The sequence below is a fragment of the Acidobacteriota bacterium genome (assembly GCA_003225175.1).
Classification (GTDB): Bacteria; Acidobacteriota; Terriglobia; order Terriglobales; family Acidobacteriaceae; genus Gp1-AA112.
In genome coordinates this window covers 38,343-50,859 of the sequence record QIBA01000050.1, presented here as the reverse complement: position 1 = coordinate 50,859, position 12,517 = coordinate 38,343, and the positions used below count along the sequence as shown (strand labels likewise).

Here is a 12,517-nt window from a genome sequence, read left to right as displayed (position 1 = left end):
CGGCCGGTTCTCCTTTGCGCCCGTTCTCCTTTGCGCCCTGTTCTCCTTTGCGCCCTGTTCTCCTTTGCCCTGCTTCGTCACCACCTGGGCAAGACCCTTCGCCAATTCGGATCCACGTGCTTTCGCATCTCTGCTTCGTCATCCCGCTTGCGGTACTTGCACTTGCGATAGCGCTCTCGCCCGCGAGCAAGCTGATCCTGATCGAGTTCCACTCCTAAGCCCGGCTTTTCCGGAATCTGCACGCAGCCGTTCACAATGGGAACACGGCCGCCTGCCACAACTTCGTCTTCTTCTGACTGCCACGGATAGTGCGTATCGCATGCATATGTGAGCTGCGGAGTCGCGGCAGCCGCCTGTGCCATTGCCATGAGCGACACGCCAAGGTGTGAGTTGGAATGCATCGACAATCCCAGGCCAAAGGTGTGGCAAAGCTTGCCGAGATGTTGCACCTGCTGAATCCCTCCCCAATAGTGCGGATCGCAAAGCACAACCTGCACCGCGTCAGTCTTGATCGCTTCCGGCAGATCGGCAAAGCCGGTCACAGCCACATTGCTGGCCAATGGAGTATCCACTCCTGCGGAGACGAGTTGCTTTCGTACCGCCGCCATTCCGGAGATGTTTGCGGTCGGGTCTTCGAGATAGCCGCCATTCCCCAGCTCTTCGCGTAGCGCTCTTCCAATTTCAACGGAAGTCGCCACAGACCAGGCGCAGTTCGGATCGAGGCGAATCGGCACCTTCGGCCCAAATCCTGCGCGAAGCTGGCGCACGGTCTCGATCTCCTCCGCGGGATCGAGCACTCCCGCCTTGAACTTGATCTCGCGAAATCCATACTTCGCAAACATCAGTTTTACCTGCACTACCAACTGCTTTGGAGTTAATGCCTCGCCGTATTCGTCGGAGCGCGCGTCGTCGCCTTCGCCGCCCCCGCCGGCCTGCTTATAGAACGGATACGCGGAGAACGGAACCTCGCTGCGCGCGCGGCCGCCAAGCAGATCACAAGCGGGTTTTGCCACTGACTTGCCGATCAGATCAAGACAGGCGATCTCGATCGCCGAGTAAAGTCGCGCAGCAGCGTCGAGTGGATTTTCGCCGGGAAGGTAATACGTCTGCGAGCGATCTCCCGAGGCGCTGGCGTCGATCATCGGCAGCAGGTTCCCGGCTAAGAGATATGCATCTGCGCCAACGATTTTTTCCCGAAGTTGCTGAAAGCCTTGTGCGATAGCATCCCCGCCGTGAGTCTCGCTGATTCCCACAATTCCATCCTCGCTCTCAAGTTCCAGAATGGACCTGAGAGCATAAGGAGCATGAAGTCCATACGAACTCCGCAAGGGTGGATCAGCGATGGCAATGGAGTGAACCCGCAGCTCAACGATGCGCATGCGATCCCATGGATCCGGCCGCCGTCTCACCCCAGCAGCCGCAAACGCGGCGTCTGCCGGGAACCCCGCTCGGCCGGCTGTGGCTTTTGCCTTCCTGCATGAAGTTCCTCAACTCCACGCGCCATCAACATCGCGCGCTCGCCGATTTCCAAATTGCGATATAAAGACTCACATCATACTTCGCATGAAGCACCGCCATTGCGCAGAGCGAAACTTCGAACGAGCGTTTAGCCGTGCAGCGCAGATCGCGGTATTAGTTCTTCTATGCGCAGTTGTGGCACAGCCCAGTTCCGAGAACAAGGCGCGCCAGTCGAACCCGGCGCCCGAACACGCAAAACCATCAACGAATGCTTACGTCGGCTCTCAGGAATGCGCTCTCTGTCATAACGACATCTACGAAAAGTACTCGCGGACCGATATGGGCCGATCCATGGTCAAGGTGGATGCTGCCCTTCTGAAGACAATCCCAACCTCTGCCTCAGTTTTCGATCAGCATCTGAACCGGCATTTTGAGCAATACACGAAAGACGGGGCTCTATATCAAAGCGAGTTTGAGGTCGCTGCCGACGGCAAAGAGGTCTTCCGCGAGACGCATAAAGTAGATTGGATCATCGGCGCTGGAGCAAACGGCTTCGGCGGTATCGTCCAGCGCGCAGATTATCTGTTCGAGACGCCGCTCTCGTTTTATTCGAACGTCAATGCCTGGGCGCTGTCACCAGGTTATCAGTACGCCGATTACGGCTTTAGCCGTGCAATCTTGCCGGGATGCACAAGTTGCCATAGCGGACGTCCCCAAGCAGTCCTCGCGGGAGACGATCGTGAATCCGGCCAGACTTTCCGCATGGCTGGCTGATAACGTGTGCCTTCCCTGTCACCAGACCGGCGATGCCCGCATACTTCACGCAGCCAAGGACTACAGCGATTTTCGTCCGGGCTCGACCCTCGACAGCACGTTAAGCATCTTCATGGTGCCATTCACGGCGCAATCGCCGCCGCAGGACGATCTGCTCGAACACTATCTCTCGATGCGCTTGAGCAAATGCTATCGCCAAAGCGCGGGCAGATTGAGGTGTATTACCTGCCATGATCCGCATACACAGCCGACCGCCACGGAAGCGCCAGATTACTTCCGCCAGCGCTGCCTGACCTGCCACACGGAGCAAAGCTGCTCCGTTCCGCTTGCCGAGCGGCAGAAGCAGAAGCCGGCGGACAATTGCATTAGCTGCCATATGCCCAAGCGCGATGTGAAAGCGATCTCGCACTCGGTGCTCACAAATCATCGGGTGGTCCGAACGCCTCAGGAGCCGTTTCCCAATGCCGCCTTCAAGATGACCACGCCACAACTGCCCGATCTCGTTCACTTGAGCGCAGAGCCGGGAAAAACAGTTGCTGTGCCTCCGCTCACTCTCTTGCAAGCCTACCGGCAGATCATGCTTTCGCATCCGGAATACCGGCCGCGGTATTGGAGGCTCGCGCAGGAGCTAGACAAGACGGAACCAAATCATGTGGCGGTGCTGCAAGGGCTAGCCGACCTGTCGCTGCAGCAGAGAACTCAAGAAGGGCTGAATGCGGCAATCGCCTATCTTGATCGTGCTCGGCAGCGTGGCATGACGCAGCCTGCAGATTTCGAGCAGTTGGCAAAGATGCTGATCGCAACTCACCAGGAGCCGCGCGCGCTTGAAGTGTTGCGACAGGGCATCGAAGTCATTCCTTACGACGCCGAGCTTTATCGGCTGTTAAACAGGACGTACTCGTCCCTCCAGAAAACGGGCGAGGCGTGCCAGGTGCTAAAGAAGGCGAATGAAAACTTTCCCCAGGACGACTCGATCCGCGAACTACTGAAGCAGTGCGCGCCTGAGACAAAGAACCGGCAGTAACGACCCCGCTCCATGTCCAAGGCCTTACTTCTCGAAAATTTTCAAAACTTTCAGAAAGCAAGGAGAACCGGCCGCCTCGGCCGTGTTTTTCTGTTTGCGTTCCTTAGGAAGTTTTCAAAGATCACAATTCTCTGATTCTCAGAAGATCGCACGCTCGTCGCAGTCCCACACGAAAACACGGCCGGGGCGGCCGGTTCTCCTTGCAGGCCTCAGCATATTTCAGTATTTGAAATAGAGATTTTTTATCTTGAATTCAACGATTGTTCTTAGGTATGTTCTGCGACTGTCAACAGCCCTGCGCACCTTTCGCCAGCTCAATTGCGCAAATGGGCTGGGACTCGGCAGCCAAACGATTTTTCTGGAGGGAGTCACAATGATGTGCCGCCTTTCCGCGAAGTATCCGTGCTGGATTCTGGTCCGGCTGATTTTTTCTGCAGCATTCTTTCTGGTCCTCAACGGCGGTATGCTTCAAGCCCAAATTGCGACTGCCTCGCTCAACGGCACAGTCAGCGATCCTTCCGGCGCGGTCATACCCGGCGCTACGGTCAATCTGAAGAACGTGGCCACCAATGGAGAGCGCACGACGAACACCAACAGCGCAGGACAGTACGTGCTGGTGAACATCAGTCCCGGCCGCTACACGCTGACGGTTCACAAAGACGGATTCAGCACGGTCGCGCACCCGGAGTTCACGCTGGAGGTAAACCAGTCCTCAACCCTGGACTTCAGCCTGCACGTCGGATCCGCGGTCGAGAGCGTTACGGTCGAAGCTGCCGAGACTGGATTGCAAACTTCTACTTCCGAATTGGGAACGGTGATCGACCGGCGCTCCGTAAACGATCTGCCTCTGAACGGCAGGAACTTTACGCAGCTCCTCAACCTGACTCCGGGCGTAAGCGCCGTTAACACCTCGCAAAACAGCAGCAACCAGCAGTTTGCCGGAAATACGGTTGGGTCATTCTCCTTCCCATCGATCAACGGTCAGACCAACCGCAGCAATTTGTTCCTGCTGGATGAGGTGAACAATCAGGAAAGCTTCGCCAGTACTTATTCGGTGCCGCCGATTCTTGATGACATTCAGGAGTTCAAGGTGGACTCGCACAATGATCAGGCGCAGTTCGGTGGCGTGCTGGGGGGCGTGATCAATGTGGTTACCAAATCGGGAACCAATAGCTTTCACGGAGCGGCCTGGGAGTTCTTCCGCAACAGCGCTCTCGACGCCAAAAATCCACTTACCGGCATTAACGAGCTTCATCTAAACCAGTTCGGCGCCAACATCGGCGGCCCAGTCCTTCTGCCGCACTACAACGGCCGCAATCACACCTTCTTCTTCGGCAGCTACGAAGGAATTCGGCGCCATGAGGGCAATGCCAACTTGTTGTTCATTCCCACTCCAGCCGAGATCGCCGGTGACTTCACGCTGGATCCAACCGGCAAGGCTCTCGCGCAAGTCTATAACCCGTACAGCACGACCTCGTCAGGTGCGCGCACTCCGTTCCTGTGCAACTCAGGGACTACCACGCCAGTAGCGCTTATTCCGGGGACAAAGCTCCAGGCGCCTTCTGGAACCACAACCGCTCCAGCCGGGACTACCGCTTGCAACATCATCCCGGGAGGTCTGATCGATCCAAACATGCAGAAGGTGGCGCAGCTCCTATATGGACCGCTGACTCCGAACGCCAACAGTTCGGCCGGAAACTATGCCAAGACGCTGCTCAATACTCAGGAACCGAACAGCTACAACATCCGTATCGACCAGAATTTTGGCGATAAGAGCTCGATTTTTGGACGCTTCAGCCATATCAATGCTCCCCGAAATGTGCCGGGGATCTTCGGTCAGACGAACTTCAACAATTATTGGGCGCATCAGCTGGGAATTGGATGGAACTACGCCTTCGGTCCAACCGCCGCCCTGTCACTCCATTTCGGGAGAAACTACGGATATTCGGTAAATCCTGTTCTGCTTTCTGAGAGCTTCTCGCAGCAACTGATTCAGGCTGGTGGTTACGATCAGAGCTTTGCCTGCGGCTATACGCTCGGTCCGAGGAAGTGCTACTTCAACGGAGTTCGCTTTGCGAACGGCGGATTCAGCAGTGGAAACTCCGCGCCGGAAGAAGGCACCAGCCCCGCCATAGTGGCTGACATTTATCAATGGCGCGGCAACTTCACCAAGACTCACAGCAAGCACACCTTCAGCATGGGCGCCGAGTTCAACAGCAACGGCTTTCAGCAAACCTTTAACCAGAACCACCTCGATTTCGGCTCGGCGCAGACGGCGAGCGCGACCTCTTCAGGCAAAGGTGGATTCAGCGTTGCCTCGTTCCTGCTCGGAGTTCCGGGAGGGGATACCTACCGCAACGAATTTGAGACAGAACACGGTGGGTGGGTGGATGGATTTTATTTCCAGGATCAATGGCGCCTAACTGACAAGCTCACACTGAACCTTGGCGCTCGTTACGATGTGACCTTCATTCCGACTTACGGAAGCATTAAGGACGGGAACGCTCCCATCGGCAATCTAAACTTGCGCACAGGAAACTACGAGCTACAGTTCGTTCCTCCCTCCTGCGCCACAACCGGCAACAAGCCTCCATGTATTCCCACTTCGGATGGCTCGCTGCCTGCACACACCATTGTCTCGCCGCTTGGCGGACGCTTCTGGCCAAATGCCTACGACAACATTCAACCGAGAGTGGGAGTGGCATATCGGCTGCGAAACTCCTCGGTGCTTCGCGCCGGGTATGGCCGCTTCTACGACAACTGGGCCGCTGTGATTCAGATGGCGCAGAACCAGCAGGGAACGTGGCCACGCACCGATCAGCTGATCGTCTCGCCGAATCAGACCGGCGTCCCCACCGTCTTCGCAGAGAATCCGCTGCAAGGCGCAAATACAACGCCGGCGCCGACACCGTTTGAGCAGAACAACTGGTTTGTGGATCCCAACCTGAAGAACCCGTACTCCGATCAATGGAACTTTGGCGTGCAGCAGGCGTTGCCATCGAATACCACTGTAACGGTGAACTATGTAGGGTCGCGCGGTCACAGACTCGACGTGAACATCAACGGGAACCAGGCGCTTACGCCGGGGCCAGGACAGATCCCGACTTCGAGCTGTCTGCGGTCGGCAACCTGCTCGGCAACGCTGGTCTCGCAAGCGCGTTTCCCGCTGCCATATTCGGTAGTCACGCACTACGACACCAGTGTTGGAAAATCCTGGTATGACGCTCTGCAGGCTTCGGTGGACAAGAAGACAACGCACGGGCTGAGCTTCCTGCTCTCCTACACCTGGTCGAAGACGCTGAGCATCGGCTCTGATGAGTGGTTCAGCGCGGGCAGCAATGGCACTTCCATACAGAATCCTTACAATCTCGCTGTAGAAAAAGCGCTGGCGGGATTCGACTTGCCGCAAATCTTTACTGCGCATGTGGTCTACGAACTGCCCGTCGGCCCGGGAAAGCAGTTCGACGCCGGCAACCGCGTGCTGAACGCCATCGTAGGCGGCTGGCAAGTAAATGGCATCGCTAATTTCAACTCGGGAACCCTCTACAACGTGCTCGCAGATAACAGTATCCCGAATGTAGGCGCGGTGAACGGCGGATCGGAACGGGCGAATCTCGTGGGCGATCCCAATTCCGGTACTTGTCCGAATGGGGCGGCGGTGGGAACTCGGAACTGCTGGTTCAACACTTCTGCCTTTAATATCCCGGCGCAGTTCACCTTCGGAAGCTTCAGTCGCAATGTCTTGCGCTCCGATGGCAGGGCCAATTTCGACTTCTCCGTCTTCCGCAATTTCCCTATTACGGAACGAACTCGAATGGAGTTCCGGTCAGAAGCATTTAACTTGACCAATTCGCCGATCTGGGGAGCGCCGCGCTCAAACATCAGCAGCGATGGCGCCAATTTTGGCGTGGTGAACCAGATGGCTCCGGGCTACGCTCCACGGCAGTTGCAGTTTGCGTTGAAGCTTTACTACTGAAGGGGGTTGACGTTTCAAACAGGAACAAGGTTAAGTCGACAAAAATCCATTGCGCGTCGAAGGCGGTGCTTTAGGGAGCGGCATCGGCTTCAGCCGTGCCGTCCTTAGATTCCTTTTAGTTCGGCTTCAGCCGCTGCGGTAACTTGTTTTCTCTCAAGGTAAGGCAGCCCCCTTCAGGCGCTAAAGCGCAAAACGAACAGCCTTGCCTCTTGCCGGCACGACTAAAGTCGTGCCTTTCCCTAAATCTTTTCTGTTGGCGGCACGGCTAAAGCCGGTGCCCCTCCCTACGTCTGGTTTCGTCGGCAGCGAACGACACACCCCCTACACCTTCTGCACCTTCCACGCTCCGCGGCGGAAAAGGACCGTGCTTATGAGAGCAAGTGTCGAATAGCCGATCATGATTGCGAGGAAGACGCCAAGCGGTCCAAAGTTCAGGATTCGCGCCAGAACATAAGCGAGCGGAATCTCCCATAGCCAGAAGCAGAAGAGGTTGATCCAGGTGGGAGTCCAGGTATCGCCTGCGCCGTTAAACGATTGTGTGAGCACCATTCCCAGGGCATAGAAGACGAAGCCATAGCTCATCGTGCGCAGCGCCTGCGCGCCGATGGAGGCTGCCTCAGGATGATGCGTGAACACTCCGACGATTGGTCCTGCGAACGCGATGAATAAGAATCCCACGGAGCCGAGTACGGCCATGTTGTACTTGGCGGCGATCCAGACAGCCCGCTCGGCGCGATCGGGGTCCTTGGCGCCGAGTGATTGGCCCACCATTGTGGCGGCTGCGTTCGACAGTCCCCACGACGGCAACATCCAGAAGATTACGAGTCGTATGGCGATGGTGTAGCCGGCGACGGCGTTACTGCCGAAGGTGGAGAGGATTCGCACGAGGCCGACATAGCTCGCCGTTCCTACTAACACCTGGAATGTTCCCGATCCGGAAAGCCGGACCAAATTGGCCATGACCGCTGGTCGCAGGGCAAGATTCATTCGCGTTACCGTTACTCGAGCGTCGCCACGCGCGAGACGGTAGAGCTGAAAGAGCACTCCAGTACTGCGTCCGATCGTCGTCGCAACCGCCGCGCCGGTGACTCCGAGATGCGGGAAAGGACCAAGGCCGAAGATGAGGCATGGGCCCAGCACGATATTGATGGCATTGGCGAGCCATAGCACCCGCATCGCGATCGCGGCATCACCTGCGCCACGGAAGATCGCGTTGATCAGGAAGAGCAGAAGAACGCTTGCGCTTCCGCCGAGCATTACGCGCGTGTAGCTCGATCCGATCGCTCTCACGGAAGATGACGCTCCCATGATGGCCAGCAGGCGCGGAGCAAGAGTCACGCCGAGAAAGGCGACGATCGCAGCCACGCCGAGTCCCAGCGCGATGCCTTGCACCGCAGCTTCGGCCGCAGCCGCAGGTCGCTTCTCCCCTATGCGCCGAGCGACCGTTGCCGCTACGCCGATTGAGAGTCCGATGGCCACGGTGTACACAATCGTGAGCATCGACTCGGTGAGGCCGACGGTCGCAGTGGCGTCAGGTCCGAGACGGGAAACGAAGAAAACATCGCAAACTGCGAAGACCGACTCCATCATCATCTCGAGAATCATCGGGATGGCGAGAAGCACGACCGCCCGCGCAATTGGTCCAGAGGTGTAATCGTGATGTGTGCCGCGAACGGCATCGCGTACGACGGTCCACCAGGTGATGCGTTCTTCGTGTGCGGTGGCTGGGGTGCTCACAGGATTGACCTTGCCGAATGATTACTCATTACTTGATACCGGTTCGAAACGCGAGATCACAGACTACTACGAGTAGCGAAAAGAGAAAGATTTGTTATTCCTCATCCAGGAGCGCAGCACTGGGAGATTTTCATAAGGCTATGCAAAGAAGCCGATGCGCGCGGGAACCTCGTCGCCGATGCCTGGTACGCTGCCTTAGCGATCGAATCAGGCTGTGAGTGGATTACCTTGGACCGGGATTATGCGCGCTTCGAGGGCCTGCGATGGCGACTGTCCGCCTGAGTGCTATGAGGACCTCACGTCTCGAACGAGCTATTTCGGCTGTGGGCCCTGCTTCGCTCCAGGATTCTGCGGATCGTTATTCTTGGTGACGTTGCCGTAGATGATGTTTACGTTTGAGCCGAAGCGTTTGTAATCGCTGTACTTGACGATGGCTTTTACGTGAGCGTCGCTACCGGTGAAGTGAAGTACTTCATCGGCTTTGCTGTAAGTTGGGAACCAGTACTTGCCCTCGATCTGTTCTCGATAGGTCACGAAGTGCGGGAAGAGCTGTTCTTCTTCCGGATGCTTCTTTTTCCTTTTGGGGCTCAGGTTGAATCCTATATCGGGAACGCCTTTTCCATAGGTCTTGACGATCTGCAGGTCCTGGTTATCGACCCATATGCGACCCTGGAAGTAGCGCTGTCCTTTCTCGATGGTCTTGGGCGCGACGTCAAAGACGTACGTCTGCAGCTCGTCTACCTTCTGTTGGCCTACATAAAGGATCTGGTACTTGGGAATTTCTTCGGTGGTGAGCGAAAAGGCGGTTCGTTTGCGCAGGTCGTCGATATCTTCTTTGGTGATGTAGAGACTGACTTGCGGAGCGAATTTCACCTTCTCCAGCCGGCGGCCGCGGTCGTCATAGATGATGTCCGATACCTGGCGGAACTCTCCGACGACGCTGATGCCGTCGACTTGCTGGTACTTTACGTCCTCGGTCCAGGTGTAATGGTCGCGCGCTTGCTTGAATTCGTCTTCCTTTGCGGTGAATTTTTGGATGATTTCCTGGACGGAAATGGCCTTCGGTTGCGCCGGATCTATGGGTCCGGAGCCCTCATTTGCGATGTCGGGAATCTGCTGGGCATTGCCGGATCCGATCGTAAACTGCGCCTGAGTGGCTCCGGAAAGCCAAAAAAGTGACGCGAAAGCTGCAAAAAGTGTGGTTGAAAGCTGTTTAAATGACCGCATTCTGTATTCCCGGACTGACATTGTAGCCGCTAATTGGCTCCAGCAAGTCACACAAAAGTAAGCCAAAATCCTCCCGGCAGGTGTAAAACACGCACCAAAACCGGCTCGTTAATCGCCGGAAAGGTCCGGCACAATGCGTCTATTTGCGTCCTTATTGTGCATTTCAGGCTTGTTACACTGTCCGGTTTGTGCTTAGGAGAACGGAATGCGCCGTATTCTTGCGTTCTTAATAGCGTCGGCTAGCGTCTTTGTCGCGCAGAATGCACGGCAAAATCCTGCCGCAATGGGCCAAAAACGTCCATTTACCTTCGCAGACATGATGGCGTTAAAGCGCATAGGCGACCCCCAAGTGTCGCCAGATGGGCGCTGGATCATGTTCTCAGCCGTCGATGTAAGCCTCACAGAGAACACCCGTAAGCCTCACCTTTGGCTTATTTCCGCCGCTGGAGGCGACGCAAAGCAGGTTACGAGCGGCGAAGCCGGCGAGAATCGCGGACGTTTTTCGCCCGATGGAAAGAGTTTTTCGTACACATCAAGCGCTGTTGGCGGCTCGCAAATATGGATTGAAGGCTTCGATAGCGCTTCCGGAGCGCCATCTGGGCAGGCCCGTCAGCTTACTTCGCTGTCCACAGAGGCTGATGGAGCGGTTTGGGCGCGCGATGGCAAGCACATTTTGTTCGTCTCTGAGGTGTATCCCGACTGCAAAGATGACGCTTGTAACAAGGTTCGTGACGAAGAAAATGCTAAATCCAAGGTGAAAGCGAAGACATTTACGCGTCTTTTTTACCGCCATTGGTCGAGTTACACGCGCTTTAAGCGCAGCCATCTGTTCGTTGTTGCCCCTGAAGGAGGCATTCCAGTCGACATCACGCCGGGAGATCACGATGTTCCGCCCTTCAATCTCGGTGGCCAGGACCTCTATGCCATCTCTCCGGACGGGCAGGAGGTGGCATTTACCAGCAATATTGATGAAGTCGAAGCCACGAGTACAAATAATGACGTCTTCATCGTTCCCATTACGGGAGGAACGCCGAGGAAGATATCGACCAGCCCGGGTAGCGACTCTACTCCGCTGTATTCACCTGATGGGCGTTACATTGCGTATCGTTCACAAGTCCGTGCCGGATATGAAAGCGACCGCTTTCGCCTGCTTTTGTTCGAGTGTAAGAGCGGAATGACGACCGATCTGACAAAGAATTTCGATCTTTGGGTGGAGGCTTTCGCATGGACTCCGGATTCATCCGCGATTTATTTCGCAGGCGAAGAGCACGGAGGAGCGCCTATATGGCGCGTAAAAGCTAGCGGCGGAGACCCTGAAAAAGCGATTGCCGGCACTAATGATGAGCCGGCTATCAGTCCTGACGGCAAGACTATCGTCTTTACTCGGCAGTCTGTAATGGCACCAAATGAGATCTACACAGCATCCATAGTTCAAAACGGAACGGCTGAGGCGCAGCAATTAACTCATCTTAACGATGCCGTGTTGTCGCAAATCGCCATGTCTCCGATTGAATCGTTTGAATTCACAGGCGCGGAGAAGACAAAAGTTCAGGGCTTCCTCCTGAGACCGCCCGGTTTTAACGTTGGGCAGAAGTATCCAGTGAAGTTTCTGATCCATGGCGGCCCACAAGGACAGTGGGGAGAGGAATGGTCGTACCGCTGGAATGCAGAGCTAATGGCGGCAAGCGGTTATGTTGTAGTCCTGATTAATCCACGCGGCTCGACCGGTTACGGGCAGAAATTCATTGATGAGATCAATGGGGACTGGGGCGGTAAGCCCATTATGGACCTGATGAATGGCCTGGATTATGTCGAGAAGACGTATCCGTTCATAGATAAAGAGCGTGAGTGTGCGCTGGGCGCGTCCTATGGCGGATACGCCATCGACTGGTTGCTTGGTCACACCACACGCTTCAAGTGCATGGTCTCGCACGATGGTATGTTCAACACCGTCTCCGCTTTTGGAACGACGGAAGAGCTGTGGTTCAACGTCTGGGAGTTCAAAGGAACTCCATGGACGAATCCCACTGCATACAAAAAATGGTCTCCGAATCAATACGTCAGCAAATTCAAGACACCCACGCTGGTCGTGCACGGGCAACTGGATTACAGGCTCGATATCTCCGAAGGGTTTCAGCTGTTCACGACGCTTCAACTGCTGAAAGTCCCATCGAAAATGCTCTATTTCCCCGATGAGGGGCACTGGGTCTTGAAGCCGCAGAACAGCCAGCTTTGGTACAAGATAGTGGGGGATTGGGTAGATCAATGGGTCAAGGGTTCCCGGGCAACCCAGGCTACGAGAGGTGAATGATCTGGAGCGG

Annotated in this window: 8 protein-coding genes; 5 read left to right on the top strand and 3 right to left on the bottom strand. The window is 55.9% G+C overall.

All coding sequences use genetic code 11. The features are described from left to right. Positions 1 to 77 precede the first annotated feature (77 nt). A complete protein-coding gene (locus DMG62_13795) occupies positions 78 to 1,379 on the bottom strand; it encodes a glucarate dehydratase (GenBank protein ID PYY22346.1) in 1,302 nt (433 codons plus the stop codon). Here DMG62_13795 and DMG62_13790 point away from each other — a divergent pair. The 3 genes from DMG62_13790 to DMG62_13780 all read left to right on the top strand — a co-directional run bounded on the left by DMG62_13790 (position 1,378) and on the right by DMG62_13780 (position 7,232). Then, entirely contained in the window at positions 1,378 to 2,232 is an 855-nt protein-coding gene (locus DMG62_13790; protein ID PYY22345.1) for a hypothetical protein, read from the top strand. The two genes, DMG62_13795 and DMG62_13790, sit on opposite strands and share 2 nt — an antisense overlap. Beyond that, complete coding sequence (locus DMG62_13785) at positions 2,198 to 3,256, top strand: hypothetical protein (GenBank protein ID PYY22344.1); 1,059 nt, start codon at positions 2,198 to 2,200, stop codon at positions 3,254 to 3,256. Before DMG62_13790 ends, DMG62_13785 begins: the two co-directional genes overlap by 35 nt. 247 nt (positions 3,257 to 3,503) lie before the next feature. Beyond that, on the top strand, positions 3,504 to 7,232 hold the full coding sequence (locus DMG62_13780) for a hypothetical protein (protein ID PYY22343.1): 3,729 nt from the start codon (positions 3,504 to 3,506) through the stop codon (positions 7,230 to 7,232). 321 nt (positions 7,233 to 7,553) lie between these two features. Here the strand turns inward: DMG62_13780 and DMG62_13775 are convergent, their stop codons facing one another. Then, positions 7,554 to 8,969: an MATE family efflux transporter gene (locus tag DMG62_13775; protein PYY22342.1), complete on the bottom strand. Its 1,416-nt coding sequence runs from the start codon at positions 8,967 to 8,969 to the stop codon at positions 7,554 to 7,556. A 96-nt stretch (positions 8,970 to 9,065) separates the two neighbouring features. Here DMG62_13775 and DMG62_13770 point away from each other — a divergent pair, with 96 nt between their 5' ends. Then, the gene (locus DMG62_13770; GenBank protein ID PYY22410.1) at positions 9,066 to 9,251 is read left to right on the top strand and encodes a hypothetical protein; all 186 of its coding nucleotides are present in this window, start codon (positions 9,066 to 9,068) and stop codon (positions 9,249 to 9,251) included. Between the two features lie 30 nt (positions 9,252 to 9,281). On the opposite strand, the gene DMG62_13765 is transcribed toward DMG62_13770, so the two are convergent. After that, entirely contained in the window at positions 9,282 to 10,106 is an 825-nt protein-coding gene (locus DMG62_13765; GenBank protein PYY22409.1) for a hypothetical protein, read from the bottom strand. 295 nt (positions 10,107 to 10,401) lie between these two features. On the opposite strand from DMG62_13765, the gene DMG62_13760 reads away from it, so the two are divergent. After that, a complete protein-coding gene (locus DMG62_13760) occupies positions 10,402 to 12,507 on the top strand; it encodes a S9 family peptidase (protein ID PYY22341.1) in 2,106 nt (701 codons plus the stop codon). The last annotated feature ends 10 nt before the right edge of the window (positions 12,508 to 12,517 follow it).